The sequence below is a fragment of the Phenylobacterium sp. 58.2.17 genome (genome assembly GCF_026411515.1).
Taxonomy (GTDB): domain Bacteria; phylum Pseudomonadota; class Alphaproteobacteria; order Caulobacterales; family Caulobacteraceae; genus Phenylobacterium.
Genome location: NZ_JAPMTQ010000002.1, coordinates 108,925 through 133,236, shown reverse-complemented (window position 1 = coordinate 133,236; position 24,312 = coordinate 108,925). Strand labels below are relative to the sequence as shown.

Here is a 24,312-nt window from a genome sequence, read left to right as displayed (position 1 = left end):
GTCGCGCAGACTAGGCGGCCACGAACCTCAGCGCATCGCCGTTGTTGCAATAGCGCAGCCCCGTCGGGCGCGGGCCGTCAGGAAACACGTGGCCCTGGTGGCCGAGGCATCGTGCGCAGTGATACTCGGTCCGCGGCACGCCGATGGCGAAGTCGGTCTTCTTGCCCAGAGCGCCCTTGATGGCCGTGTAGAAACTGGGCCAGCCGGTGCCGCTCTCGAACTTCCACTGGGATACGAACAACGGCAGCGCGCAGCCGGCGCAGACATAGGTCCCCTTCCGCTTCTCCTTGTTCAGCGGGCTGGTGCCGGCCATCTCCGTCGCCTCTCGGCGCAGGACGTTATAGGTCGGTGTGTCGAGCCGCCGGCGCCAGTCGGCGTCGGACAGCTTGCGCCATGGGGAGGCGGCGTAGGGATCGTCGTCCGCGGCGGCTATCGCCGGAACACAGGCCAGCGCCGATCCCATCAGAAATGCACGTCGGTCGATCTTGCTCATGCCAGGAGATACGGCGCTCTCCGTTCGGCGGATGCAAGCTCAGCGGCCAGGCCAAGCGTAACGAGCGTCCGGCTCCTTCTCGCGGTTGCCCTGGCCGTCGGTCAATTCGACCAGGACCCAACCGCGATCTTCATAGAATTTTCGCGCCCGGGCGTTCTTCTGAAAGGTCCAAAGCTCGCGCGCAGAGCCGTCTTCCAGGGCCTTCGCCATCAGCGCCGGACCGATGCCTCGCCCCTGATAAGCCGGCAGAACGTATAGATGTTCAAGCCAGCCCGGATGGAAGGCGACATAGGCCACCGGCTGGCCGTCCACCTCGGCGATCCAGGTCTCGTTCTCCGGCAGCAGGACGGTCTCGAAGAACGTCAGCGCACCGTTGACATCGGGATCGGCGGGCAGGAACGGCAGGGAGGCCAGATTGGCCTCCCGCTGGACCATCACGCAGGCCGATGCGTCCGAAACGCTGGCCCGCCGCAGGATCACAGGCCTTCGCCTTCCGGCAGGCCGAGCATGATGTTGAGGTTCTGAACCGCGGCGCCGGACGCGCCCTTGCCCAGGTTGTCCAACAGGGCGACGAGCCGGACCTGGCCGCGGTCCTCGTTTCCGAAGACGAACAGCTTCATCCGATTGGTCCCGTTCATCGCCTCGGGATCGAGCGCCGCGTTGTATCCGGCCGCGCCGGCGCGCGCCTTCTGCAGGTCCGCGCACTCGTCGGCCGAGGCGACCTCGACGAACGTCTCCCCGTGATAGGCGGCCGCGAGCGCCTGGCGCAGGGCCTCGGGCGCGGGCTTGCCGGGCAGCGCCCAGAGTTGGAGCGGGACCTCGACGATCATCCCCTGGGCGTAGCGGCCGACCGACGGCGCGAACAGCGGCGGATGGGCGAGGCCGCCATAGGCCTGCATCTCGCCCACGTGCTTGTGCTGAAGCGTCAGGCCATAGGTGCGGTAGGCGTCGTTCGTCCCTTGCGGCGCAGGCGCTTCGAACTCGGCGATCAGGCCCTTGCCCCCTCCGGAATAACCAGAGATGGCGTTGATGGTAATCGGAAAGTCAGGCGGCAGCAGGCCCGCCGCCGTCAGCGGCCGCACGAGCCCGATGAAGCCGGTCGGATAGCAGCCGGGATTGCTGACCCGGGTCGACTCGGCGATGGCCGCGCGCTGCGCCTTGTCCATCTCCGCGAAGCCATAGGTCCAGTCCGGCGCCGTCCGGAAGGCCGTCGAGGCGTCGATCACCTTCACGCTGTTGGACGTCACCATCCCGACAGCTTCCTTGGCGGCGTCATCGGGCAGGCACAGGATGACCGCGTCCACCCCGTTCAGCAGCTCCGCGCGCGCGTCAGCGTCCTTGCGACGAGCCGGATCGATGGACACGATCTCCAGGTCGCGGCGGCCTTCCAGCCGCTGCCTGATCTGCAGGCCGGTGGTGCCGGCTTCGCCATCGATGAAGACTGTGTGGGCCATGGTCGGGGATCCAGAAATTCGGTCCGAAAAACAGAAAGGGCGCCTCGGTTGCCCGAAGCGCCCTTCCCAAACGCGAGTGCTCGCGCGCGGTTAGCGCTTCGAGAACTGGAAGCTGCGGCGGGCCTTGGCCTTGCCGTACTTCTTACGCTCGACCACGCGGCTGTCGCGGGTCAGGAAGCCGTGCGGCTTCAGGACCGGGCGCAGGGCCGGCTCGTAATAGGTCAGAGCCTTGGACAGGCCGTGGCGGATGGCGCCGGCTTGGCCCGACAGGCCCGAGCCTTCGACCGAGACGACGACGTCGAACTGGCCGACGCGGTCGGTCACCTGGAACGGTTGAGCGATCATCATGCGCAGCACCGGGCGAGCGAAGTACACTTCCTGGTCGCGGCCGTTGATCGTGATCGTGCCCTTGCCGGGCTTAATCCAGACCTTGGCGATCGCGTTCTTGCGCTTGCCGGTCGCATAGGCGCGGCCCTGCGAGTCGATCTTCGGCTCGGCCGGCGCGGCTTGCGGGTTGGACGAGAGGCCTTGCAGGGCCTCGAAACCTTGGGTCTCGGACATCTGTCTTACAGGCTCCGCACGTTCTTGGCGTTCAGCGAAGCGAACGCGATGGTCTCGGGGTTCTGCGCTTCGTGCGGATGCTCGCCGGCATTGTAGATGCGCAGGTGCGTCATCTGCTTGCGGGCCAGCGGGCTTTCCTTCGGCAGCATGCGCTCAACGGCCTTTTCCAGGATGCGCTCCGGATACTTGCCGCCAAGGATCTTGTCCGCGGTGCGTTCCTTGATGCCGCCCGGATAGCCGGTGTGCCAGTAGTAGGTCTTGTCCTGCAGCTTCTTGCCGGTGAACTTCACCTTGTCGGCGTTGACGACGACGACATAGTCGCCGCAATCGACGTGCGGGGTGTAGTCCGGGCGGTGCTTGCCGCGAAGACGCATGGCGATGAACGAAGCGAGACGGCCGACCACGGCGTTCTCGGCATCGATCACGATCCACTTCTTCTCGACGTCGGCGGGCTTCAGCGAAGCCGTCGTCTTCATCATGGGAACGGGTCCGTTAGGTTGGCGGGACGAGAAAGGTCCCGGCGAGGGCGCGGCTAGTACGGGGTTACCACGCGCCTGTCAACACTGATTGCGACGTCCCTGGCGCAATGCGTTGCGCCGCAAGGCTTTGCTGCGATTGGTATTATAATACCGTCAATTTCAGCACTCAAGCTTCTATGGTCGTCGCCCGTCCCACAGCCCAGCTGGAAAGCCCACCATGTTTGCGTCGCGTCGCCAGTTCCTTCAGACCGCAGCCGCCTCCGCCGCCTTCGCCGGGCTGGCGCGCTACGCCAACGCCCAGGTCACCGCCGACGCGGAAGGCTATGCCACCCCGGGCTATGCCAGCGAGGTCGCCGGATATGGCCCGTTGCACCGCGACCCGGCTGAAATCTTCGACCTGCCTGAAGGCTTTTCCTACAAGGTGATCTCGCGCGCCGGCGACCGGATGGACGACGGCCTAGTCGCGGCCGGCAAGATGGACGGCATGGGCTGCTTCCCGGCGGGTCGCAATCGGGTCGCCCTGGTCCGCAATCACGAGATCAGCCCGCCTCCCCGCGACGTCCAGATCACCGCCTTCGGCGCAAACCGCAACCTCGCGGGCAAAATCTCCGCGGCCGATCTCTACGACACCGACAGTGAAGGTCTGCCGCTCGGCGGGGGAACCAGCACCATGCTCTATGACCTGAAGACCCAGGAGTTGAAGGCCCAGCACCTCAGCCTTGCCGGTTCGGCAGTCAACTGCGCCGGCGGCGTGACCCCGTGGGGCTCGTGGCTGACCTGCGAGGAGACCCTCGTGAAGGCCGGCCAGGGCGTGAAGAAGGACCACGGCTGGGTCTTCGAGGTGCCGTCCCGCCTGCGCGGGCTGGCTGATCCGGTGGCGATCACCGGCATGGGCCGCTTCAAGCATGAGGCCTGCGCGGTCGATCCGCGCACGGGCGTCATCTACATGACCGAGGACGAGGTCGACGGCAAAGGACTGTTCTACCGCTACCTGCCCAATGACCGGCGCAAGCTGCAGGCCGGCGGCAGGCTGCAGGCCCTGGCCGTGGTCGGTGAAGGCGATCCGCGCAACTGGGACTCGGTATCCTGGAAACAAGGCGACTGGCGGAATGTGCGCTGGATCGACCTGGACGGGGTCGACAATCCCAACAACGACCTGCGCCATCGTGGCAAGGCGGCAGGCGCCTCATGGTTCGCCCGCGGCGAAGGCATCTTCTTCGGCCAGGGCGAGCTCTACTTCACCTGCACCAGCGGCGGACCGAAGTACCACGGCCAGGTCATGCGCTACGTGCCCAGCCAGCATGAAGGCCAGGGCGGCGAAATCGACGAGCCCGGCCGCCTGCAACTGTTCGTCGAGCCGTCGGACACCCGGGTCATGGAGATGGCCGACAACCTCGCCATCTCGCCCTGGGGCCACATCGTCACCTGCGAGGACAAGATCGGCGGCACAAACTACCTGCGCGCCATCACCCCCCAGGGGCAGATCTACACTATCGGCCGCAACGCCCAGACCCTACCCGGCGCCAAGGTCCGCGGCACATCTGAACTGGCCGGCGTCTGCTTCTCACCGGACGGGTCGACCCTGTTCGTCAACATCTACAGCCCGGGCTGTACCCTTGCGGTCACCGGCCCCTGGCGGTCGTTCAGGGCCTAGGGGCGACGCACGCGCCAGGCGAAGGCCACAGCCAGCGACAGGACCAGAGCCGCCGTCACCTGGTGCGCCATCCCCAGCCATACGGGGACCCCGGCCACCAGCGTGACGACGCCCAGCAGCGCCTGAAGCACGATCGCCGCGCCAGTGGCCAGGGCCAGCAGCTTGGCCTCGTCCGGCAGATAGCGCGAGCGCCAGGCCACCCACGCCATGGCGACGCCGACCGCGGTCAGCAGGTAGGCGACGATCCGATGGTTGAACTGCACGGCCGCCTGGCTGTGCGCCAGCGTGGCCCACAGGCCGCCACCGCCGTAGTCGGCCGGGAACAGCGCCCCGTTCATCAGCGGCCAGTCGTTGTAGACGAAGCCTGCATCGTTTCCGGCCACCAGCGCCCCAAGCAGGATCTGGAAGAAGATCAGGCCGATCAGCGCCAGACCGCCACGGGTCCAGGGACTGGGAACCGTCTGGCGGGCCGCGCCCGACCAGGCATCCAGCGCCGTCCAGACCAACGCCCCCAACAGCGCAAAGGCCAGCCCCAGGTGGATCGCCAGCCGCTCGGGCACGACCGACACCCGATCGACCAGGCCACTGGCCACCATCCACCAGCCGACCGCCCCCTGCAGCCCGCCCAGGAGGAACAGGCCGGCGCAGCGCACGATCAACCGTCGGGGCATCTCGCGGCGGATCAGGAAGTAGGCGAACGGCAAGGCGAAGGCCGCGCCGACCAGGCGGCCCAGCAGTCGATGGCTCCACTCCCACCAGTAGATCGCTTTGAAGGCCTCCAGGGTCATGCCCTTGTTGACCTGCTGGTACTGGGGAATGGCCTTGTAGAGCGCGAACTCGTCGGCCCAGTCCTGCGCCGACATCGGCGGCAGCGCGCCGGTGACGGGCTTCCACTGCGTGATCGACAGGCCGGAATCGGTCAGGCGCGTCGCGCCCCCGACGACCACCATCGCTAGCACCAGGGCGGCCACGATGAACAGCCAAACCGCGACCGGGCGCGACCGATCTGAACGAAGAAACGAGGTCATGACTTAAGGTGCAGGCTCTTCAGGGCGTTCTTACGGCGATCCGCTATCGGAGATCGCGCCGCAGGTCCATGCTCGGAAGGCGGAACCACGGAAGCTTGACCGCATTTGGTGAGAGGGACTCAACAAAGGGCACAATCATGCAAGGCGTCGGTATCATCGGGTGGATTGTCATCGGCATCGCCGCCGGCTTCGTCGCCGAGAAGGTGATGAAGCGGGACCATGGATTGATGACCAACCTGCTCGTCGGGGTGGTCGGGGCCTTGCTTGGCGGCTGGCTCGCGGGCCTCGTCGGCTTCAACTTCGGCGGCTGGATCGGCAGTTTCATCGTCGCCTCGATCGGCGCGATCCTGCTTCTCTTCCTCCTGGGCCTCATCAAGAAGCGCTAGGGGCTTAACGGAACGCGCGCCGGCGCCTATAGGCATGGAATGAGCGCGCGCGTCCGGAAGTTCATCGGTGGCATCGGCATCGTCCTGTTCCTGGGATTCTACGCCTGGATCATGACGATGATCGGCGAGCGGCTGCCGGACCATTGGGCCGCCCAACTCGCCTTCTATGGAATCGGCGGCCTCGCCTGGGGCGTGCCGATTCTGCCACTGATCAGCTGGATGAACCACGGTCGGTAGCGGCCAGCCGCCCCAGACGCGGCCGCGCAGGTCATTGAAGTACGGATGGCGTGGGACAAGGTGGTCCTAAGGACCAATTCGCCGATGGTCGGAGCGACAGGATTCGAACCTGCGACCCCTTGACCCCCAGTCAAGTGCGCTACCAGGCTGCGCCACGCTCCGACATCGGCGAGCGGCCCTTCTAACCACTTGGGCACGGCGGGCAAGCTGAATTTCCAATTCCGACGACGATCACCCGCCGAAGCGGGCCCTCATTCCTTGTCCAGCAAGGAATCCAGGCGCCGCTTGGCGCTCTGCAGGTCGTCCAGCGCGAACAACAGCCGCTCGCGCCCCTCGTCGCTCAGCTCGCTGCTGGCAAAGCCCAAGGCGAGTCCCGACGGCCGCGGCCCCACATCGCCGTCAGCGGCCGCCAGGAGCCGCTTCAGCCCCTGCTCCTTATGGAGTTTCTGCACGCCTTTGATGGTGTAGCCAGCGTCATGCAGCAGCACCCGGACGCCGCGTAGGACCGCAATGTCATGCGGGCGATAGAATCGCCGTCCGCCCGCGCGCTTCATCGGCCGGATGAAGGAGAATTTCGTCTCCCAGAACCGCAGCACGTGCTGCGGAACGTTCAGCTCGTCGGCTGCTTCCGAGATCGTCCGAAAGGCGTCCGGCCCCTTGGCCACCTGGCCGCCTTCCTCACTTCGCCAGGGCGCGGTCCACCCGCGCCTTCATGACCTGGGAGGCCCGGAAGCCGATCACTCGGCGCGGCTCGATCGCCGCCGGTTCGCCGGTCTTAGGATTGCGGCCCATGCGCGCGCGCTTTTCGCGCACCTGGAAGACGCCGAATCCGGAAAGCTTCACCTGCTCGCCCTTTTCGAGGGCCTGGGCCATGAGTTCCAGCGTCCGCTCGACCAGCTCGGAACAATCCTGCCGGGTCAGCCCCACTTCCTCATGAACCGCCTCGCACAGGTCGGCCCGCGTCACAGTAGCGCCTTTCATGAACGCCCCTACCCCGAAAAACACCGTTACTCTAATAGTTGACCCGCCGTCACTACCTGATTGTCACGTCAGGTCAAAGACTTCAGGCCCGTTTGTCTGAATGCACCCTCGCGCCTACGCGCGCCAGACGCAAGCGTCTCGCAACAAACGTTACAGACGAACGACGCACGCGCCCCAAGTCAGGCCGCCCCCCATCGCCTCAAGCAGCAGCATTTGGCCCGGCTTGATCCGACCGTCCTGCATGGCTTTCCACCATGCCAGCGGGATCGACGCCGCCGAAGTGTTGGCGTGTTCGGACACCGTCGAGACGACTTTCGACTCGTGGATACCGACGCGCTTGGCCACGCCCTCGAGGATCCGCTGGTTGGCCTGGTGCGGAATGAACCAATCGACGTCGTCGATCGCGACGCCAGCATCGGCCGCCGCCGCGAAAATCGCCTCGGAGATGTTCACCACGGCGTGGCGAAACACCTGATTGCCTTGCATCCGCAGATGACCGATCTGGCCGTTGGTCGAAACCCCGCCATCGACATAGAGCAGGTCCTGCTTCGTGCCGTCGGCCCGCAGCGCGAATCCCAACAACCCGCGATCGGCCGTCGTCCCGTCGCCCTCCTGCGGTTCGAGCACGACCGCACCGGCGCCGTCCCCGAACAAGACGCAGGTCCCGCGATCGGTCCAGTCCATGAGGCGGGTCATGGTCTCGGCGCCGATGACCAGCGCGCACTTGGAGCGCCCGCGGGCGACGAAGCCGTCAGCCGTCGAGAGCGCATAGACGAATCCCGAACACACGGCCTGAACGTCGAAGGCCACGCCGACCGGACAGCCAAGCTTGCGCTGGACGATGGTGGCGGTCGCCGGGAAGGTCAGGTCGGGCGTCGTCGTCGCCACGATGATGAGGTCGACGTCGGCGGGTGTCTTGCCAGCCGCCTCCAGCGCCAGGCGGGCCGCCTCGACCGCCAGGTCGGAGACCGGCTGGTCCTTGGCCGCACGGTGGCGCTGGCGGATGCCGGTACGTTCGATGATCCATTCGTCAGACGTGTCGACGACTTGGGCCAGATCGGTGTTGGTGACGATTTCATCGGGCAGATAGCCCCCGACACCGGTCACGACGCTACGCAGAACTTTGGTCACTCAGGCGGCTCCATCCACGGCCGGCGGCTGCTGTTCGGCCACCGCGGCGGTGAGCCGCGTCATATTCCGTTCGATCTCCGCTGCGAAGTCGCTTTGCGCGAGCTTCGAGGCCATGCGGATCGCGGCGGCGATGTCCCGGGCTGACGCGCCGCCGTGGCTCTTTACCACCACTCCATTGAGGCCAAGCAGGGGCGCCGCGGCGTCGGGACTCAGCTTTTCACGCAACTTCAGCAGGCCAGACTTGGCCAGCAGCGCGCCCAGCTTCGATGTCAGACTGCTCGTCAGCGCCGCACGCAATTCGCCGTTGATGTAGCGCGCCGCGCCCTCGGCGGTCTTCAGCGCGACATTTCCGGTGAACCCGTCGGTGACGACGACGTCGACCTTGTTCTGGAACAGTTCGTCGCCCTCGACGAAGCCGCGATAGTCCAGGTCGAATTTGCCGCTGCGCAGGATGCCGTGGGCCTGTCGGACCTCTTCGTGGCCCTTCATATCCTCGGCGCCGACGTTCAACAGCCCGACGGTGGGCTTGGCTACGCCGTGAGCCGCACGATGGAAGGCCTCGCCGAGAATGGCGAACTCGACCAGGCGCTCAGCGTCGCAATCGACGTTGGCCCCGACGTCCAGGACGGTGGTGATTCCTCTCACGCCGGGCCAGCCGACCACCAGGCACGGCCGCTCGACGTCGACGCTCATCCGCAGGATCAGCAGCGAGATCGCCATCAAGGCGCCGGTGTTGCCGGCCGAGACTGAGCCCTGCGCCTCACCGGACTTCACCGCCTCGATCGCCGCCCACATCGAGGTGCCCTTGCCCCGGCGCAGCGCCTGGGCGGGTTTCTCATCCATCGCCACCACGCGGTCGGCGTGGCGGATCTCGACACGGTCCTTCAGGGTCGGATGCTTGGCGAGTTCGGCCGAAATCGCCGCCTCGTCGCCATGCAGCAAATAGCGGAGTGCGGGCGCCTCGGCCGCCGCCAAGGCGACTCCGGGAACCACGACGGAGGGGCCGTGGTCGCCCCCCATTGCATCAATCGAAATGGTCAGGGATTTCGTCACGGCGCTGTTTTCACCCCTCGCAGCGTCGCGCCGCAAGCAGGTTCAGGATATGGGCCGAGGCGCCGCGATGCAAATTGAGAGCAGATCACGCACCATCGTCCTTCAAGCGCTTCAGGACCGCGAACGGAGATTCCTTCGGCGCGTCCGATTCGTAGTCGAATTCAGCGCCGGGCTTGCGCGGAAAGGGGTCGATCTCAAGCGCGAGATGCTCGACCAGGTAGCCCGCCAGGTCGATGTCGTCCGAAGTGAGCACGTCCGGCGGGTCGGGCGCTTCGAGATCCATCTCGACCTCGCCGCCCTCCGAATCGGCCGGCGCGTTGGGACTTCCCGCGGGAACGGCCCGAACCACGAAGTCGCCGTCGATCTGCGTCTCGAAAGGGTCCAACGTCACGCCGCAGATCTGCTCGACGACCGCCCTGAACCGGCCGCTGATCTCGGCCCCGTCCAGCCAAGGCCGGACGGTGAGGCGGCCTTGCAGGGCCGGCAATCCTTCCAGCGCGAGTTCCTTGGCGATCGCCGTACGAGCCTCGGCGTCCGGCTCGAGCGTAACGCTGAGCGGGCCGCGCGCCAGGTCCGAGAGGCGGATCATATGACGCCAGACGCTCATGCTGCGCTCCAGTCCGCGCGACCGTCCAACAGCCCCTCCAGCTTCTGCTCAGCGAGCGCGGCGCGCTGACGCAGCACGTATTCGCCGAGCTCGGCCACGTGCTCGGCGCCGCCCTGGGCATAGACGGTCCTGCCCAGCAGGGCGTGCAGATGGTCCGTCTGCGGCAGGGCCGCGAACGCAGATTCGTAAGACTTCACCCGGCCGTAGAAGGCTTCGCCTAGCTTGCGCATCTTCTTGCCGACCGACAGGTCGCCGACGCCCATTTCCCGCAGCGCATCGTCCAACGCGCCGAGATAGGTGTCGAAAAGGGCCTGCGAAGTCTCGCTCGCGCGCGCGCCCTGTCCCCTCAGCCGATCCAGCAGCAGAAAGACGTGGACTGTGTACAGTTCGAATCGGCCCTCGACGGTGTCCGGCGCGCCGTAGGCCTCATAGAGCGCAGGCGTGCGCGCCTGAGCGACAACGCCGGCGTACAGCTTCTGACCCATGGCCAGGGTCGCGCGTGGGCGGAAGAAGCGGTCCAGGAACATATCGGCCTCGATTTCGCCCTCAGGCGCAGATACAGGCGGCATTGAACTAAGGGGCGGCGAGCGATAGGTCAAAGCCTCGAAGAATTGAACAGGTCCGGTTCGCACATGTTTCGCCGCGTCGCCTATGCCGCACTCGCCGCCGGTCTGCTGACCTCCGCCACGGCCTGCGCGCCTATTACGACCTATTCCGGCTTCCAGGCCATCGAGGCCAACCCCAAGGACGTCAAGGTCGGGACGGACACCAAGTCCACCGTGCGCGCCAGCCTCGGCTCGCCGTCGGCGACCTCCACGTTCGACCCGAACGTCTGGTTCTATATCGACCAGGTGAAGGAGCGTGTGGCGTTCCGCCGCCCCGTCGTCACCTCGCGCAACGTGGTGGCGGTGACCTTCGACAAGGACAGCGAAGTCGTGAAGACCGTCGACACCATGACGCTGAAGGATGGCAAGGTCATCGCCTTCAACGGCCGTGAGACCCCGACCCGGGGCCGCGAGCTGACCATCCTGGAACAGCTGCTGGGCAACGTCGGCCGGGGCGGCATGCTGCCGAACGCCGACGACGAAGGCATTCCGGGCACACGTCCGGGCGACCGCCGCTAGGGCAAGCAGCCTTCGTAGAATCAAACAGGCCCCGGAGATCGCTCTCCGGGGCCTGATCTTTTGGTGCGAAACGTCGGCTAGCCGACAGCTCCGTTGGCCAGCACCGCCAGCAGCAACAGCGCCACGATGTTGGTGATCTTGATCATCGGGTTCACGGCCGGACCGGCGGTGTCCTTGTAGGGATCGCCGACGGTGTCACCGGTGACCGCGGCCTTGTGCGCCTCGGATCCCTTGCCGCCGTGATGCCCTTCCTCGATCAGCTTCTTGGCGTTGTCCCAAGCGCCGCCGCCCGAGGTCATCGAGATGGCGACGAACAGACCGGTGACGATCACGCCCATCAGCATCGCGCCGAGGCTGGCGAAGGCGTTCACCTTGCCGGCGATGGCGTTGATCACGAAGAACAGCACGATCGGCGAGAAAACCGGCAGCAGCGACGGGACGATCATCTCCTTGATCGCCGCCTTGGTCAGGATGTCCACGGCCCGGCCGTACTCAGGCTTGACCTCCCCGGTCATGATGCCGGGGTTCTCCTTGAACTGACGGCGGACCTCGGCGACCACCGACTCGGCGGCCCGGCCCACCGCAGTCATCGACATGCCGCCGAACAGGAAGGGCAACAGCCCCCCGATCAGCAGGCCGACGACGACATAGGGGTTGGAGAGGTCGAAGGCCACCGCGCCCAGCCCGTCGAAGAAGGAGCCCGGCGCGGCGTTGGCCGCGAAGTACTTGAGGTCTTCGGTGTAGGCGGCGAAGAGCACCAGCGCCCCCAGGCCGGCCGAGCCGATCGCATAGCCCTTGGTGACGGCCTTGGTGGTGTTGCCCACGGCGTCGAGGGCGTCGGTGGTGACCCGAACCTCCGGCGGCAGGCCGGCCATTTCGGCGATCCCGCCGGCGTTGTCCGTCACCGGCCCGAAGGCGTCGAGCGCGACGATGAAGCCCGCCAGCGACAGCATCGCGGTCGTGGCGATGGCGATGCCGAACAGACCAGCGAGCCCGTAGGTGACGATGATGCCGACGACGATGACGAGCGCTGGCGCTGCGGTCGATTCCAGCGACATGGCCAGGCCCTGGATGACGTTGGTGCCGTGCCCGGAGACCGAGGCCTTGGCCACCGACTTCACCGGACGGAAGCCCGTGCCGGTGTAGTACTCGGTGATCACCACGATCAGGGCGGTGACGATCAGGCCCGTGATGCCGCACCAGAAGAGGCTCATCGCATCGAAGGTCTTGTCGCCGACGGTGACCGGCCCGGTGACCAGCGAGGTCACGACCCAGTAGATCGCCGCAACCGACAGCACGCCGGTGACGATCAGGCCCTGATAGAGCGCGCCCATGATGTTGTTGGACTTGCCCAGGCGCACGCCGAAGGTGCCGATGATCGAGGTGACGATGCAGACCCCGCAGATGGCCAGCGGAAGCAGCATCATGCTGCCGACGACATCGCTGCCGCGGAAGAAGATCGCCGCCAGGACCATGGTGGCGACCGTGGTCACCGCATAGGTTTCGAACAGGTCTGCGGCCATGCCGGCGCAGTCGCCGACATTGTCGCCGACATTGTCGGCGATCGTGGCGGCGTTGCGGGGATCATCCTCGGGAATGCCGGCCTCGACCTTGCCGACCATGTCGCCGCCGACGTCGGCGCCCTTGGTGAATATCCCGCCCCCGAGACGCGCGAAGATCGAGATCAGCGAGGCTCCGAAACCGAGCGCCACCAGCGAGTCGACGACTTCGCGGCTGGTGTTCTCATGTCCAAGCGGCCCGATGAGAAAAGCGTAGTAGCCCGCAACGCCCACCAGGGCGAAACCGGCGACCAGCATTCCGGTGATGGCGCCGGACTGGAACGCCAGCGACAAACCCTTGGCGAGCCCCTCGGACGCGGCCTGAGCGGTGCGGACGTTGGCCCGGACGGAGATGAGCATGCCGATAAAGCCGGCTGCCCCCGAGAGGATCGCGCCGATCGCGAACCCGACGGCCGCCAGCGGTCCGATCAGCACCGCCGCGGCGATGAGCACGACGACCCCCACGATCCCGATCGCAGTGTACTGACGCCGCAGGTAGGCCTGCGCGCCCTCCTGGATCGCCGCGGCGATCTCCTGCATGCGTGGGTTACCAGGTGAAGCCCGCAACAACTGCGCGGTTCGCACGATGCCGTAGAGCACCGCCAGCAGGCCGGCGGCGATCACCAGCGTAAGCGTAAGACTCATGTTCTAAGCGCCCCTATCGATTGCGCGAAGACGCCGGCCGCCGCCCACGATTGGGCGGTGCTCGACGCTCCAGGCCCCTGTCGTTTTTCCCTCAAGTGGAGCGCCGTTAATCCGCCGCTCCTTATTGATGGACGAGACGTTGCCAGTTGTAACGGACGCGTGCAACGCCCCGTTGACCATGGTTACGCGACGATAGGCGGGACTTCGCGATATCTAGGGTTGAATCTCGGCCCGAACGGGGCGTGGCCCGGGCTTCGGCAGTCCGCGGCGCTGTTTGGCGGTCTGGGCGGTGATCACGACGTTCTTGACGTCCTTGCCCGCGATGGCGAGCGCTTCGCGCTGGAAGGCGGCGATAAGGCGCGTCGCATCGACGGACGCATAGTCCTTCGGGTCGCCGAACGAACCACGGCCGCCAAGACGCGCCAGGGCGTCGCGGAAGTAAGGCTCCTTGCCGCGCCATTTGCTCGCATTGGCGCTGGGCGCGAGGTTCACCCGCATGGTGACGAACACGTAGTTGACCAGCCGCCCCTCAGCCAGGATCGGCACGGCCACAGGCGCGACATCGACATATTGCCCGATCGGCGCATCCTTGGACGGAGCCTCGGTCTTCGCTGCGACAGCGGGTCCGGCGGCGGAAGCGGCGAGCAGCACGGCGATAAGGGCGCGACGGATCATGCGCTGACCCTTAGCGCAAAGGCGTTTCCGGAAGCTTTCCCATCACTTGTGGCGCCAGCCGCCGGGGCCGGCCTCGACGACCCGGCCGCTGCCGACCACCTCGATTCCCTCGCCAGCCGACACCTCTCCGATGACCGAGAAGCCGGGGATGGGCGCTTCTCCGGTGCAGACGACCTCGTAGTCGTCGCCGCCTCCGGCGAGCGACATCAGCGCCGCCAGCCGATCAGGCTGCGCACGCAGCCACGCCTGCGCCGGCTTCGACAGCGGCACGGCGTCGAGATCCAGGCGCAGCCGGACACCGCTCGCGCGGGCGATATGGCGCGCATCTGCGATCAGGCCGTCGGAAACGTCCGCCGCCGCGTTCGCCGCATCGCGCAGCGCCTGGCGCAGGTCCAGCCGCGGCGTCGGCAGGCGGAAGCGCCCGGCCAGATAGCCGTCGACGTCGGCCAGTTCGCCCCGGGCGGCCGCGAGGCCGAGCCAGCCGTCCCCGATCACGCCCGACACCATCAGCAGGTCGCCGGGCCGCGCGCCGCCCCTGCGGACCATCCCGCCTGACGGGACCCAGCCCAGCATGGTCAGCGAAACGGTCAGCGGCCCCGGCGTCGAGACTGTGTCCCCGCCCAGCAGCACCAGGCCGTAGGTCTCACCGTCCTGCGCCAAGCCGGCCGCGAAGGCCCGCCGCGCCGCCCAGTCGTAGCTGGCCGGCCAGGCAGTCGCCAGAAAGTAGCCGTAGGGCTCGGCGCCCTTGGCCGCGAGGTCGGAGAGGTTCACACGCAGCAGCCGGCGCGCCACGATTTCGGGCGCCTCCCCCAGCAGGAAGTGGACGCCTTCGACCATCGCGTCCTTGGTCACCACCAGGTCATGGCCGGCTCGCGCCGGTATCGCCGCCGCGTCGTCGAGCAGGTCGAACGCTTCCGGCGCGCCCCGCGTCAGTGGGCGATAGAGGCGAGCGATCTGCCCGAACTCATCGGGCAGATCCTCGGTCGGCTCGTCAGCCGCGGACATCGCGGGCCACCGCGTCCAATGCGCCGTTGACGAACCCCGCTTCCGGGCCGTCGAAGAACGACTTGGTCAGTTCGACATACTCGTTGATCGCGACCTCGGTCGGCACATCCGGCCGGTGCGAAAGCTCGAACACCCCCGAGCGCAGGATGGCCCGGACGGTGGCGTCGAGACGCTCCAAGCGCCAGTTGGCCGCAAGCCTGCCCGCGACCGTCGCGTCGATCTCGCGCTGATGGCCGACGACGCCGCGCACTAGGTCGGCGAAGAAGGCTTCGTCGGCGGCGGCGAGGGTCGCGCCCTCCCCTTCCGGATCGCCTTCCAGCGTCCGGTCGAAGCGGTGGTCGGAGAACTCGCGGATGACGGCCTCCACGCCGACGCCGGACACCTCCATCTGATAGAGGGCCTGGATGGCGGCAAGACGCGCGACGGATCGTTGGCTGCGGCTCATCAATCTTGTCCGAGCAGTTGGCGCTTCAGGGCGATCATCGCGAACGCGGCCCGCGCCGCGCCCCCGCCCTTGTCGCCCTCGCTGGCCTTGGCGCGAGCCCAGGCCTGATCCTCGTCCTCGACGGTCAGGATGCCGTTGCCGATCGCCAGGCGCTTGCCGACGGTCAGGTCCATGATCCCGCGCGCCGACTCGTTCGAGACGATCTCGAAGTGATAGGTCTCGCCGCGGATCACCGTGCCGAGCGCGACATAGCCGTCATAGCGCTTGCCGGCCGGACCTTGGCCGCCCTCTTCGGCGATCGCGATGGCGCCGGGGATTTCCAGCGCGCCGGGCACGCTGATGACGTCGTATTCGGCGCCGTGCGCAGTGATCACGTCGGCGGCGGCCTTCAGCATCTCGTCGGCCAGATCGTCGTAGAAGCGCGCTTCGACGATGAGGATGCGGATTTTGTCTTCGAGCATGGGGCTCCAGTCTCTGTTTGGAGGGACCCTTTAGGCCGTTTCTCGCCAGCGGGCGAGATAGCGAGCGAGCATGTCGATCTCCAGATTGACCTTCATGCCGGGCTTCAGACGCCCAAGGGTGGTCACATCCCAGGTGTGCGGGATCAGATTCACCCCGAACACGTCGTCCTCGACCTCGTTCACAGTCAGCGACACGCCGTCCACCGTGATCGACCCCTTCGGCGCGATGAAGCGGTGCAGCGGCCGTGGGACGCGGATTTTCACCCGGTGGGAGCCGCCTTCGGATTCGACCGAGATCACCTCGCCGACGCCGTCCACGTGGCCCGACACGATGTGGCCGCCGAGTTCGTCGCCGACGCGCGCGGCGCGCTCAAGGTTCACTGCGTCGCCTTCCTTCCAGGCGCCCAGCGTCGTCAGGCTGAGCGTCTCGCCGGAAATCTCCACCGCAAACCAGTTGTCGCCCTTCTCGACGATCGTCAGGCAACAGCCGGCGTGGCTGATCGAGGCGCCCATGTCGATCGTCGCCAGGTCGAAGCTGGTCTCGACCTCGAAGCGCAGATCGCGGTTGGTTTCACGGACGGCGCGAAGGCGGCCCACATCGGTGACAATGCCGGTGAACATTCAGATCCTCTCGTAACGCTCCCAGAGGTCGTCGCCGACCTCACGGACTTCAACACGGCGCAGCCGGGGCGCGTCGGCCAAAGCGCTCAGCGCCAAGGCGCCGACGCCTGGACGCCCCTCCCCGCCGATGACCAGCGGCGCACGGAACCACTCCATGCGATCCACCAGCCCGCACCGCAGGAAACTCCCAGCAACCTGACCGCCGCCCTCGACGAACAGCCGGCCCAGGCCTTCTCTTGCCAGAGTTTCCACGACGTCACGCAACTGCGGGCGCTCATCGCCGACCGCATGGACCTGCAAGACCCTGACGCCGGCCTCGACAAGGCGCGACTCGGGCGTGGCGGTGGTGACAAGATAGGTCGGAATGTCTCGGGCGGTCGCCACGAGCTTGCAGCCGTCGGCCAGGCGCTGGCGGCTGTCCAGCACCACGCGCGCCGGCTGCGGACCGCTCCAGCCCTCCAGCCGCACCGTCAGCTCGGGATCGTCCGCCAACGCGGTTTCGACGCCGATGAGCACGGCGTCATGTTCCGCGCGCAGCTGGTGAACCGCCTCGCGCGCCTGCGGCCCGGTGATCCAGCGGCTTTCGCCCGCTGCGGTCGCGATGCGGCCATCGAGCGAGGTCGCCAGCTTAAGGGTGACGCTAGCGGCCATCCTCGTCGCCGTCGTTCAGACCTTCTTCGCCCAGGAAGGTGGCGAACTCTCCCGCCTCACGGAAGTCGCGATAGACGGATGCGTAGCGGACATAGGCCACGTCATCGAGGCTCTTGAGATGCTTCATGATCAGCTCGCCGACCGCCGACGACGGCAGCTCGGTTTCGCCCATGCTCTCGAGCTGGCGAACGATGGTCGAGATCATCTTCTCGATGCGCTCGGGCTCGATCGGCCGCTTGCGAGTGGCCAGGGCGATCGAGCGGGCGAGCTTGTCGCGATCGAAGGGCGCGCGGCGGCCCGCGCGCTTGACGATCGTCAGCTCACGCAGCTGCACGCGCTCGAAGGTCGTGAACCGACCTTCGCACTCCGGGCACATACGACGGCGCCGGATAGCCGCGCCGTCTTCCGACGGGCGGCTGTCCTTAACCTGACTTTCGGCGTGGCCGCAGAACGGGCACCGCATGATCTAGCCCCTTCCGGCCAACCAAACCCCTAAATACAGGGACTAGCTGTAGATGGGGAAGCGTTTCGTCAGCGCCAGCACCTCGTCGCGGACCTTGGCTTCCACAGCGCTGTTGTCGCCGCCCTTGGCCAGGCCATCGAGGACCTCGCCGATCCAGGTCCCGATCTGACGGAACTCGCCCGGGCCGAAGCCCCGGGTGGTGCCCGCCGGCGTGCCGACGCGCAGGCCCGAGGTCTGCATCGGAGGCAGCGGGTCGAACGGGATGCCGTTCTTGTTTGTGGTGATGTGGGCGCGTTCCAGCGCCACCTCGGCGTCCGAGCCCGACACGCCCTTCGGCGTCAGGTCGACCAGCATCAGGTGGCTGTCGGTGCCATTGGAGACGATCTTGAAGCCGGCCGTCTGCAAGCTGTCGGAGAGCGCGCGGGCGTTGTCGACCACCTGGCGGGCGTATTGCTTGAACTCCGGCTTCAGCGCCTCGCCGAACGCGACGGCCTTGGCGGCGATCACGTGCATCAGCGGACCGCCCTGCAGCCCAGGGAACACCGCCGAGTCGATCTTCTTGGCGAGCTTCTTGGAGTTGGTCAGAATCATGCCGCCGCGCGGACCGCGCAGGGTCTTGTGGGTGGTGGTGGTGACGATATCGGCGTGCGGGAACGGGTTCGGATAGACGCCGCCCGCCACCAGACCCGCATAGTGGGCGATGTCGACCATCAGCAGCGCCTCGACGCTGTCGGCGATCTCCTTGAAGCGCGCGAAGTCGATGTGGCGGCTGTAGGCCGAGCCCCCGGCGATGATCACCTTCGGCTTCTCGGCCAGGGCGACCTCGGCGGCCATGTCGTAGTCGATCAGGTGATCCTGCTGGCGCACGCCGTAGGCCACCGGACGGAACCACTTACCCGACTGGTTCACGTTCTTGCCGTGCGTCAGGTGGCCGCCGGCGGAAAGGTCCATACCCATGAAGGTGTCGCCCGGGCTCATGGTCGCCATGAACACCGCCTGGTTCGCCTGGCTGCCCGAGTGCGGCTGCACATTCGCGAACTCGCAGCCGAAGATCTGCTTGGCCCGGTCGATGGCGATCTGCTCAGCCACGTCGACGATTTCGCAGCCGCCGTAGTAGCGCTTGCCCGGATAGCCCTCGGCGTACTTGTTGGTCAGCACCGAGCCTTGGACGTCCATCACCGCCTTGGACACGATGTTCTCGGAGGCGATCAGCTCGATCTGGTCCTGCTGGCGCTTCAGCTCGCCCGACAGAACGGCGGCGATGTCATTGTCGGTGTCGGCGACGCCGGCCGAGAAGAAGGCGTCTGCGGGGGTCTGGGCGTGGACGGTCATGGGCGGGCCTTTCGGGAAACCTGGGAGGCGGAAGTGGGCTGAGCGCCTCGTGCTGCGCTCTTTAGCGCCATCGGACCTGCGATCCAACGGCATGGAACGATCTTCTGTGTGCGGCGTTGCAACCCCCACGGAGGGGCGCGCGCCGATGCGCCCGCTTCGCGTGTCATTGCGTTCTCAGGGGGTCCTGAATGAGTATGGAAGCCGAGCCCGAGGTTCGTTCGGGCGAGGAGTTGATGCGGCTTGGGGCCGATATCGTGGCCGCATATGTCAGCCGCAACGCTGTCGCCGCTGAAGCGGTCCCCGAGATCATCAGGTCCGTCTATGGCGCGCTCGAAGGGCTTAGCAAGGGCCCGGCCCCCGCTCCCGAGGAAAAACCCCGGCCTGCCGTGCCGGTGGGCCGCTCGATCCAGCACGACTACATCATCTGCCTGGAAGACGGCAAAAAGCTGAAGATGCTGAAGCGCTACCTGCGCTCGCGGTACGACATGAGTCCGGAAGACTATCGCCGACGCTGGGGGCTGCCGCCCGACTATCCGATGGTGGCGCCGGCCTATGCGGCGCGCAGATCCGATTTCGCCAAGCAGATCGGCCTTGGCCGGGGCGTTCGTCGGGGGAAGTAGCGGGGGCGGCGTGGCCGCCCTTACTTGTTTTTGATCAGTGAACCCGAGGGGTCTCCTAAAACACAGAACTCAGGCAGGTATGTCCTGCCTGACGCTGGCGACAACGACTAAGCGGCCTGGCCGCCCACGCGGGCGACGTTGCAGTGAACCCACAGCTTCTCGAGCGCCTCGGCCAGGGCGTCCATCATGCCGTCGGTATGCGCCGGCGACGGCGTGAACCGCAGTCGCTCGGTGCCGCGCGGCACGGTCGGATAGTTGATCGGCTGCACATAGATCCCGAAGTCGGACAGCAGGATGTCCGAGATCATCTTGCAGTGGACCGGATCGCCGACCAGCACCGGGACGATGTGGCTGACCGACGGCATGACCGGCAGACCCGCCTTGCGCAGGCGCGCCTTCAGGGCTTCGGCCCGCTCATGGTGGGCCTCGCGGACCTCATTGTGCTCCTTGAGGTAGCGGATCGAGGCCACCGCGCCGGCGGCCAGGGCCGGCGGGATCGAGGTGGTGAAGATGAAGCCGTCGGCGTAGGAGCGGATCGCATCGACGATCATCGCGTCAGCGGCGATGTAACCGCCCATCACGCCGAACGCCTTGCCCAGCGTGCCTTCGATGATATCGATCTCGGCCATCACGCCGTCGCGCTCGGCGACGCCGGCGCCGCGCGGACCGTACATGCCGACCGCGTGGACCTCGTCCAGATAGGTCATCGCGCCGTACTTCTTGGCCAGCGCGACCGTGCCGGCCATGTCGGCGATGTCGCCGTCCATCGAGTAGACGCTTTCGAACGCGATCACCTTCGGCGCGTCGACCGGGGCCTCGGCCAGAAGTTGCTCGAGGTGCTCAAGATCGTTGTGCCGGAAGACCCGACGCTGGGCGCGGCCGCCGGCGCGGATGCCCGAGATCATCGAGTTGTGATTCAGCTCGTCCGAGAAGATGATCAGGCCCGGAAGGATTTTATACAGCGTCGAGAGCGAAGCCTCGTTCGACACGTAGCCGGAGGTGAACAACAGCGCGGCTTCCTTGCCATGCAGGTCCGCCAGCTCTTGCTCGAGCTCAACGTGGTAGTGGGTGGTGCCCGAGATGTTGCGGGTGCCGCCCGAACCGGCGCCCGCCTCGTCGATCGCCTTGTGCATGGCGTCGGTCACGATCGGGTTCTGGCCCTGGCCGAGATAGTCGTTGGAACACCAGACCACGACGTCCGATTGCGCCCCGTCCGGGCGGGTCCAGGTCGCCTGCGGGAACTGCCCGCGGTGGCGCTTCAGGTCGGCGAACACCCGATAACGGCCTTCCGAACGGATCTGTTCGAGGGCGGTGCGGAAGGCGTTCTTATAATCCATCGACTTGAACTCCGCCCGAGGCGTTCGACGATCTCGCGCCGCAGGGCGGTCCCCTTGCAATTGCCCGGCTTATCGCGCCGCGGGCATCGATTGTCTACAATTCGTCATGCGTAATCATTCAGATTTCGATGACGCACCGTAAGCTTGGGCGCTCAGCCGTGCAGCTCGTCTAGCCGACCGCGCAGCATCTGCAGAACTCCGGAAAAGTCCGTAGTCCCGAAGCCGAGCCGCTCAAATAGGGCATAAAGTCCCTCGGCCTGCGCCCCCATCGGCGCGGCCGCGCCGGCCGTGGCCGCCGCCTGTTGAGCTAGCTTGAGATCCTTGAGCATCATGGCCGTCGCGAAGCCGCCCTGGTAGCCGCGGTTGGACGGCGCGGTCTCCACCGGCCCTGGCCAGGGATAGTAGCTGGTGATCGACCAGCACTGGCCCGACGACTTCGACGCGATCTCGAAGAAGCGCTCCGGGTCCAGGCCAAGCTTCTCGGCCAGGGCGATCGCCTCGCAGACGCCCAGCATCGAGATCCCCAGGACCATGTTGTTACAGATCTTAGCCGCCTGCCCGGCCCCATGATCGCCGGCCCGGATCACCGCGCGGGCCATGGGCTGGATGACCGCCTCGACGTCGGTGAAGTCGGCCTCATCGCAGCCCACCATAAAGGCGAGAGTCCCTGCGTCCGCCGCAGCCGTGCCGCCCGAGACCGGCGCGTCGGCAAAGCGGAATCCCTCGCCGCGCGCCTGTTCGGCGACAGCCCTGGCGCTGTCCACATCGATGGTCGAGCAATCGATCAGCAACGCGGTCTTCGGCGCGTTGGGCAGGATCTCCTCGGCGTAGACCTTGCGGACGTGCGGACCGGCCGGGAGCATCGTCACCACCGCGTCGGCGTCGCGAACGGCTTCGGCGACCGATCCGGCCGCCGCGCAGCCGGCCGCCTTGGCGCGCTCCAGGGCCGAGGGGGCAAGGTCGAAGGCGGCCACCTGGCGCCCCGCCTTCGCCTGGTTGGCGGCCATGCCGCCGCCCATGTTTCCCAATCCGATGAAGGCGATACGCATGTCAGGTCCCTAATGTCGGTCGCCCTGGGCCGGGCGATCCTTGTGTCGACGTCAAGCTAGCGGCGACCACTCCTGGTCGGAAGGAAGCGGCGCGAAAATCTCGTCGAGCATCGCCTCGCTGACGCCCTCGGGCGTCGCAGGGTTCCAGCGCGGCGCATTGTCCTTGTCGACGATGACCGCCCGCACGCCCTCGATGAAGTCGTGACGCTGCACGACGCGGGCGCCGATACGGTATTCCATCGTCATGTTTTCGGCGAAGGACTCCATCTTCCCGCCGAGACGCAGCTGGCGCAGCGCAACCTTCATGGTCTGCGGCGACTTGGTCGCCAGCACCTTGAGCTGCTCCGACGCCCATTTGGTCCCGGCCGCCTTCAGGCCGGCCAGGATCTCCTCGAGCGTATCGGCCCCGAAGATCCGGTCGATCTCGTCCTGGTGCGCGGCCAGTGGCGGACGGCCGGCGTCGCCCTCGTATTCGGTCAACAAGCGGTCGACGGCGGCCGGATCGGCCACGATTGCGGCCTTGAGCGCCTCGACCTTGCCGCTCTCGACGAAGTCGGTGGCCACGCCGATCAACTCGCAGTCAGCCGCCTTGATTCGCCCGCCGGTCAGGGCCAGCCAGGTTCCGATGTGGCTGGGCATCCGCGGCAGGAACCACCCGCCCCCGACGTCGGGAAAGAGGCCAATGCCCGTCTCAGGCATGGCGAAGGTGGTCCGCTCGGTCGCCACGCGATAGCCGGCCGGCATGGCGAGGCCCACGCCGCCGCCCATGGTGACACCGTCCATGATGACGACCACCGGCTTGGCGTACTCGAACAGCAGGTGGTTCAGGCGGTACTCGATGAAGAAGAACGCGCGCGCATCCTTGCCGTCAGAGGCGCCGCTTTCGGCCAGCATCCGGATGTCGCCGCCGGCGCAGAAGCCGCGCTCGCCGGCATGATCGAGCAGCACCAGCTTCACCGCAGGATCGTCACGCCAAGCCAGCAGCGCGTCGGTCATCGCCGCGCACATGGCGGTGGTCAGGGCGTGCAGCGCCTTGGGCCGGTTCAGCGTGATCCGCCCGACACTACCTTCGACACGGATCAGGACTTCATCGGTCATTGCCGGAACATCTCCCGGGCGATGATCACCCGCATGATTTCGTTGGTGCCTTCGAGGATCTGGTGGACCCGCAGGTCCCGCACGACTCGCTCGAGCGGATAGTCCTTCAGATAGCCGTAGCCGCCGTGAAGCTGCAGCGCCTGGTTGGCGACGTCAAAGCCGGCGTCGGTGGCGAAGCGCTTGGCCATGGCGCAGTACTTGGTGGCCTGCGGATCGCGGTTGTCGAGCGCATTCGCCGCTCGGCGCACCATCAGCCGCGCCGCCTCCAGCTCGGTCGCCATGTCGGCGATCTTGAACTGCAGCGCCTGGAAATCGGCCAGCTGTTTCCCGAACTGCTTGCGCTCGGTCATGTAGGCCTGGGCCGTATCGAGCGCGAAGGCCGCGCCGCCCAGCGAGCAGGAGGCGATGTTCAGCCGCCCGCCATCGAGGCCCATCATCGCGAACCGGAAGCCCTCGCCCTCCCCGCCGATCCGATTCTCGACCCGGACGCGGACATTGTCGAAGTTCACCTGGGCCGTGGGTTGGGCGTTCCAACCCATCTTCTTTTCCTGGGCCCCGAACGAGAGGCCAGGCGTCCCGTTCTCGACCACGATGGCCGAGACCCCCTTGGCCCCCGGCTCGCCGGTGCGGGCCATGACCACGTAGAGATCGGAGACCCCGCCGCCGGAAATGAACGCCTTGGAGCCGTTGAGGACGTAGTGGTCGCCATCCAGCGTCGCCGTCGTGCGCAAGGCGGCCGCATCCGAACCCGAGCCGGGCTCGGTCAAGCAGTAGCTGGCGATCAGTTCCATGGTCGTCAGCCGCGGCAGATACTTCCGCCGCAGCTCCTGCGAACCGAAGCGGTCGATCATCCACGAGGCCATGTTGTGGATCGTCAAATAGGCCGCGACCGAGACGTCGCCATAGCTGAGCGCCTCGAAGACGATCGAGGCGTCGAGCCGGGTCAGGGCCGAACCGCCGACGTCCTCTCCGATGTAGATCCCGGCGAAGCCGAGCTCAGCGGCCTTGCGCAGCACGTCCGTCGGGAAATGCTTGTCCTCGTCCCAGCGCGCCGAATTGGGGGCAAGTTCCGCCTCGGCGAACGCCGACGCGGCCTCCTGAATTGCGCGTTGATCGTCGGAGAGGGTGAAATCCATTCGCTCGGACCCAGGTTTGAGAGGCTG

The 24,312-nt window shown here is 66.7% G+C and carries 30 protein-coding genes and 1 tRNA gene; 5 read left to right on the top strand and 26 right to left on the bottom strand.

The genetic code is table 11. From position 1 onward, the window contains the following. Positions 1-10: 10 nt before the first annotated feature. The 5 genes from msrB to rplM all read right to left on the bottom strand — a co-directional run bounded on the left by msrB (position 11) and on the right by rplM (position 2,987). Positions 11-493, bottom strand: coding sequence for a peptide-methionine (R)-S-oxide reductase MsrB (msrB, locus tag OUA97_RS02440; protein ID WP_267230182.1), 483 nt, complete (start codon positions 491-493; stop codon positions 11-13). A gap of 39 nt (positions 494-532) precedes the next feature. Further along, on the bottom strand, positions 533-973 hold the full coding sequence (locus OUA97_RS02435; RefSeq protein ID WP_267230181.1) for a GNAT family N-acetyltransferase: 441 nt from the start codon (positions 971-973) through the stop codon (positions 533-535). Beyond that, positions 970-1,947: an N-acetyl-gamma-glutamyl-phosphate reductase gene (gene argC / locus OUA97_RS02430; RefSeq protein ID WP_267230179.1), complete on the bottom strand. Its 978-nt coding sequence runs from the start codon at positions 1,945-1,947 to the stop codon at positions 970-972. The genes OUA97_RS02435 and argC overlap by 4 nt, the downstream gene beginning before the upstream one ends. Positions 1,948-2,037: 90 nt before the next feature. Next, entirely contained in the window at positions 2,038-2,508 is a 471-nt protein-coding gene (gene rpsI, locus OUA97_RS02425; RefSeq protein ID WP_267230178.1) for a 30S ribosomal protein S9, read from the bottom strand. A gap of 5 nt (positions 2,509-2,513) precedes the next feature. After that, complete coding sequence (gene rplM, locus OUA97_RS02420) at positions 2,514-2,987, bottom strand: 50S ribosomal protein L13 (protein WP_267230177.1); 474 nt, start codon at positions 2,985-2,987, stop codon at positions 2,514-2,516. Positions 2,988-3,204: 217 nt separating this feature from the next. On the opposite strand from rplM, the gene OUA97_RS02415 reads away from it, so the two are divergent. Next, positions 3,205-4,641: an alkaline phosphatase PhoX gene (locus tag OUA97_RS02415; RefSeq protein WP_267230176.1), complete on the top strand. Its 1,437-nt coding sequence runs from the start codon at positions 3,205-3,207 to the stop codon at positions 4,639-4,641. Here the strand turns inward: OUA97_RS02415 and OUA97_RS02410 are convergent. After that, positions 4,638-5,669 (bottom strand): COX15/CtaA family protein, encoded by a 1,032-nt coding sequence (locus OUA97_RS02410; RefSeq protein WP_267230175.1) that lies wholly within the window; start codon positions 5,667-5,669, stop codon positions 4,638-4,640. The two genes, OUA97_RS02415 and OUA97_RS02410, sit on opposite strands and share 4 nt — an antisense overlap. 137 nt (positions 5,670-5,806) lie before the next feature. On the opposite strand from OUA97_RS02410, the gene OUA97_RS02405 reads away from it, so the two are divergent. Beyond that, positions 5,807-6,055, top strand: a complete 249-nt coding sequence (locus OUA97_RS02405) for a GlsB/YeaQ/YmgE family stress response membrane protein (protein WP_267230174.1) — start codon at positions 5,807-5,809, stop codon at positions 6,053-6,055. A 39-nt stretch (positions 6,056-6,094) separates the two neighbouring features. Next, positions 6,095-6,292, top strand: a complete 198-nt coding sequence (locus tag OUA97_RS02400) for a DUF2842 domain-containing protein (protein ID WP_267230173.1) — start codon at positions 6,095-6,097, stop codon at positions 6,290-6,292. Between the two features lie 85 nt (positions 6,293-6,377). On the opposite strand, the gene OUA97_RS02395 is transcribed toward OUA97_RS02400, so the two are convergent. The 7 genes from OUA97_RS02395 to OUA97_RS02365 form a co-directional block, all read right to left on the bottom strand. Then, a tRNA-Pro gene (locus tag OUA97_RS02395) sits at positions 6,378-6,454 on the bottom strand. Between the two features lie 89 nt (positions 6,455-6,543). Continuing rightward, complete coding sequence (locus OUA97_RS02390; RefSeq protein WP_267230172.1) at positions 6,544-6,957, bottom strand: MerR family transcriptional regulator; 414 nt, start codon at positions 6,955-6,957, stop codon at positions 6,544-6,546. 13 nt (positions 6,958-6,970) lie between these two features. After that, the gene (locus OUA97_RS02385) at positions 6,971-7,273 is read right to left on the bottom strand and encodes an integration host factor subunit alpha (RefSeq protein ID WP_056019003.1); all 303 of its coding nucleotides are present in this window, start codon (positions 7,271-7,273) and stop codon (positions 6,971-6,973) included. Between the two features lie 150 nt (positions 7,274-7,423). After that, on the bottom strand, positions 7,424-8,404 hold the full coding sequence (locus OUA97_RS02380; RefSeq protein WP_267230171.1) for a beta-ketoacyl-ACP synthase III: 981 nt from the start codon (positions 8,402-8,404) through the stop codon (positions 7,424-7,426). Continuing rightward, positions 8,405-9,457 (bottom strand): phosphate acyltransferase PlsX, encoded by a 1,053-nt coding sequence (plsX, locus tag OUA97_RS02375; RefSeq protein WP_267230170.1) that lies wholly within the window; start codon positions 9,455-9,457, stop codon positions 8,405-8,407. Positions 9,458-9,542: 85 nt separating this feature from the next. After that, positions 9,543-10,064, bottom strand: coding sequence for a YceD family protein (locus OUA97_RS02370; protein ID WP_267230169.1), 522 nt, complete (start codon positions 10,062-10,064; stop codon positions 9,543-9,545). Beyond that, positions 10,061-10,591, bottom strand: coding sequence for a ubiquinol-cytochrome C chaperone family protein (locus tag OUA97_RS02365; protein ID WP_267230168.1), 531 nt, complete (start codon positions 10,589-10,591; stop codon positions 10,061-10,063). Before OUA97_RS02365 ends, OUA97_RS02370 begins: the two co-directional genes overlap by 4 nt. A 105-nt stretch (positions 10,592-10,696) precedes the next feature. On the opposite strand from OUA97_RS02365, the gene OUA97_RS02360 reads away from it, so the two are divergent. After that, a complete protein-coding gene (locus OUA97_RS02360) occupies positions 10,697-11,188 on the top strand; it encodes an outer membrane protein assembly factor BamE (protein ID WP_183769959.1) in 492 nt (163 codons plus the stop codon). Positions 11,189-11,265: 77 nt separating this feature from the next. Here the strand turns inward: OUA97_RS02360 and OUA97_RS02355 are convergent, their stop codons facing one another. The 9 genes from OUA97_RS02355 to glyA all read right to left on the bottom strand — a co-directional run bounded on the left by OUA97_RS02355 (position 11,266) and on the right by glyA (position 19,045). Next, positions 11,266-13,392 (bottom strand): sodium-translocating pyrophosphatase, encoded by a 2,127-nt coding sequence (locus OUA97_RS02355; protein WP_267230167.1) that lies wholly within the window; start codon positions 13,390-13,392, stop codon positions 11,266-11,268. Positions 13,393-13,605: 213 nt separating this feature from the next. Next, positions 13,606-14,067: a hypothetical protein gene (locus tag OUA97_RS02350; RefSeq protein ID WP_267230166.1), complete on the bottom strand. Its 462-nt coding sequence runs from the start codon at positions 14,065-14,067 to the stop codon at positions 13,606-13,608. 42 nt (positions 14,068-14,109) lie between these two features. Next, positions 14,110-15,072, bottom strand: coding sequence for a thiamine-phosphate kinase (thiL, locus tag OUA97_RS02345; RefSeq protein WP_267230165.1), 963 nt, complete (start codon positions 15,070-15,072; stop codon positions 14,110-14,112). Beyond that, the gene (nusB, locus tag OUA97_RS02340) at positions 15,059-15,517 is read right to left on the bottom strand and encodes a transcription antitermination factor NusB (RefSeq protein WP_267230164.1); all 459 of its coding nucleotides are present in this window, start codon (positions 15,515-15,517) and stop codon (positions 15,059-15,061) included. The genes thiL and nusB overlap by 14 nt, the downstream gene beginning before the upstream one ends. Further along, positions 15,517-15,978, bottom strand: a complete 462-nt coding sequence (ribH, locus tag OUA97_RS02335; protein WP_267230163.1) for a 6,7-dimethyl-8-ribityllumazine synthase — start codon at positions 15,976-15,978, stop codon at positions 15,517-15,519. The genes nusB and ribH overlap by 1 nt, the downstream gene beginning before the upstream one ends. A 30-nt stretch (positions 15,979-16,008) precedes the next feature. After that, the gene (locus OUA97_RS02330; protein WP_267230162.1) at positions 16,009-16,599 is read right to left on the bottom strand and encodes a riboflavin synthase; all 591 of its coding nucleotides are present in this window, start codon (positions 16,597-16,599) and stop codon (positions 16,009-16,011) included. Continuing rightward, complete coding sequence (locus OUA97_RS02325; RefSeq protein ID WP_267230160.1) at positions 16,600-17,250, bottom strand: RibD family protein; 651 nt, start codon at positions 17,248-17,250, stop codon at positions 16,600-16,602. It abuts the gene before it with no gap. Then, complete coding sequence (nrdR, locus tag OUA97_RS02320) at positions 17,240-17,713, bottom strand: transcriptional regulator NrdR (RefSeq protein ID WP_267230159.1); 474 nt, start codon at positions 17,711-17,713, stop codon at positions 17,240-17,242. Before nrdR ends, OUA97_RS02325 begins: the two co-directional genes overlap by 11 nt. A gap of 42 nt (positions 17,714-17,755) precedes the next feature. Continuing rightward, positions 17,756-19,045, bottom strand: coding sequence for a serine hydroxymethyltransferase (glyA, locus tag OUA97_RS02315; protein WP_267230158.1), 1,290 nt, complete (start codon positions 19,043-19,045; stop codon positions 17,756-17,758). A 188-nt stretch (positions 19,046-19,233) separates the two neighbouring features. On the opposite strand from glyA, the gene OUA97_RS02310 reads away from it, so the two are divergent. After that, on the top strand, positions 19,234-19,665 hold the full coding sequence (locus OUA97_RS02310) for a MucR family transcriptional regulator (protein WP_323690511.1): 432 nt from the start codon (positions 19,234-19,236) through the stop codon (positions 19,663-19,665). Positions 19,666-19,772: 107 nt separating this feature from the next. On the opposite strand, the gene hemA is transcribed toward OUA97_RS02310, so the two are convergent. The 4 genes from hemA to OUA97_RS02290 form a co-directional block, all read right to left on the bottom strand. Next, positions 19,773-21,002 carry a 5-aminolevulinate synthase gene (gene hemA / locus OUA97_RS02305; protein ID WP_267230157.1) on the bottom strand — a complete coding sequence of 410 codons (1,230 nt, stop codon included), beginning with the start codon at positions 21,000-21,002 and terminating at the stop codon, positions 19,773-19,775. 152 nt (positions 21,003-21,154) lie between these two features. Continuing rightward, positions 21,155-22,051: a 3-hydroxyisobutyrate dehydrogenase gene (mmsB, locus tag OUA97_RS02300; RefSeq protein WP_267230156.1), complete on the bottom strand. Its 897-nt coding sequence runs from the start codon at positions 22,049-22,051 to the stop codon at positions 21,155-21,157. 51 nt (positions 22,052-22,102) lie between these two features. Beyond that, positions 22,103-23,149 (bottom strand): enoyl-CoA hydratase/isomerase family protein, encoded by a 1,047-nt coding sequence (locus OUA97_RS02295; RefSeq protein ID WP_267230155.1) that lies wholly within the window; start codon positions 23,147-23,149, stop codon positions 22,103-22,105. After that, positions 23,146-24,285 (bottom strand): isobutyryl-CoA dehydrogenase, encoded by a 1,140-nt coding sequence (locus OUA97_RS02290; RefSeq protein WP_267230154.1) that lies wholly within the window; start codon positions 24,283-24,285, stop codon positions 23,146-23,148. The genes OUA97_RS02295 and OUA97_RS02290 overlap by 4 nt, the downstream gene beginning before the upstream one ends. Between the last annotated feature and the right edge of the window lie 27 nt (positions 24,286-24,312).

Bases quoted from the DNA above. Each gene is read 5' to 3' on its own strand.
- msrB (WP_267230182.1), bottom strand. From the start codon at position 493: ATGAGCAAGATCGACCGACGTGCATTTCTGATGGGATCGGCGCTGGCC.
- argC (WP_267230179.1), bottom strand. From the start codon at position 1,947: ATGGCCCACACAGTCTTCATCGATGGCGAAGCCGGCACCACCGGCCTG.
- rpsI (WP_267230178.1), bottom strand. From the start codon at position 2,508: ATGTCCGAGACCCAAGGTTTCGAGGCCCTGCAAGGCCTCTCGTCCAAC.
- rplM (WP_267230177.1), bottom strand. From the start codon at position 2,987: ATGATGAAGACGACGGCTTCGCTGAAGCCCGCCGACGTCGAGAAGAAG.
- OUA97_RS02415 (WP_267230176.1), top strand. From the start codon at position 3,205: ATGTTTGCGTCGCGTCGCCAGTTCCTTCAGACCGCAGCCGCCTCCGCC.
- OUA97_RS02410 (WP_267230175.1), bottom strand. From the start codon at position 5,669: ATGACCTCGTTTCTTCGTTCAGATCGGTCGCGCCCGGTCGCGGTTTGG.
- OUA97_RS02405 (WP_267230174.1), top strand. From the start codon at position 5,807: ATGCAAGGCGTCGGTATCATCGGGTGGATTGTCATCGGCATCGCCGCC.
- OUA97_RS02400 (WP_267230173.1), top strand. From the start codon at position 6,095: ATGAGCGCGCGCGTCCGGAAGTTCATCGGTGGCATCGGCATCGTCCTG.
- OUA97_RS02385 (WP_056019003.1), bottom strand. From the start codon at position 7,273: ATGAAAGGCGCTACTGTGACGCGGGCCGACCTGTGCGAGGCGGTTCAT.
- OUA97_RS02370 (WP_267230169.1), bottom strand. From the start codon at position 10,064: ATGAGCGTCTGGCGTCATATGATCCGCCTCTCGGACCTGGCGCGCGGC.
- OUA97_RS02365 (WP_267230168.1), bottom strand. From the start codon at position 10,591: ATGTTCCTGGACCGCTTCTTCCGCCCACGCGCGACCCTGGCCATGGGT.
- OUA97_RS02360 (WP_183769959.1), top strand. From the start codon at position 10,697: ATGTTTCGCCGCGTCGCCTATGCCGCACTCGCCGCCGGTCTGCTGACC.
- OUA97_RS02355 (WP_267230167.1), bottom strand. From the start codon at position 13,392: ATGAGTCTTACGCTTACGCTGGTGATCGCCGCCGGCCTGCTGGCGGTG.
- OUA97_RS02350 (WP_267230166.1), bottom strand. From the start codon at position 14,067: ATGATCCGTCGCGCCCTTATCGCCGTGCTGCTCGCCGCTTCCGCCGCC.
- thiL (WP_267230165.1), bottom strand. From the start codon at position 15,072: ATGTCCGCGGCTGACGAGCCGACCGAGGATCTGCCCGATGAGTTCGGG.
- nusB (WP_267230164.1), bottom strand. From the start codon at position 15,517: ATGAGCCGCAGCCAACGATCCGTCGCGCGTCTTGCCGCCATCCAGGCC.
- ribH (WP_267230163.1), bottom strand. From the start codon at position 15,978: ATGCTCGAAGACAAAATCCGCATCCTCATCGTCGAAGCGCGCTTCTAC.
- OUA97_RS02330 (WP_267230162.1), bottom strand. From the start codon at position 16,599: ATGTTCACCGGCATTGTCACCGATGTGGGCCGCCTTCGCGCCGTCCGT.
- OUA97_RS02325 (WP_267230160.1), bottom strand. From the start codon at position 17,250: ATGGCCGCTAGCGTCACCCTTAAGCTGGCGACCTCGCTCGATGGCCGC.
- nrdR (WP_267230159.1), bottom strand. From the start codon at position 17,713: ATGCGGTGCCCGTTCTGCGGCCACGCCGAAAGTCAGGTTAAGGACAGC.
- glyA (WP_267230158.1), bottom strand. From the start codon at position 19,045: ATGACCGTCCACGCCCAGACCCCCGCAGACGCCTTCTTCTCGGCCGGC.
- OUA97_RS02310 (WP_323690511.1), top strand. From the start codon at position 19,234: ATGAGTATGGAAGCCGAGCCCGAGGTTCGTTCGGGCGAGGAGTTGATG.
- hemA (WP_267230157.1), bottom strand. From the start codon at position 21,002: ATGGATTATAAGAACGCCTTCCGCACCGCCCTCGAACAGATCCGTTCG.
- mmsB (WP_267230156.1), bottom strand. From the start codon at position 22,051: ATGCGTATCGCCTTCATCGGATTGGGAAACATGGGCGGCGGCATGGCC.
- OUA97_RS02295 (WP_267230155.1), bottom strand. From the start codon at position 23,149: ATGACCGATGAAGTCCTGATCCGTGTCGAAGGTAGTGTCGGGCGGATC.
- OUA97_RS02290 (WP_267230154.1), bottom strand. From the start codon at position 24,285: ATGGATTTCACCCTCTCCGACGATCAACGCGCAATTCAGGAGGCCGCG.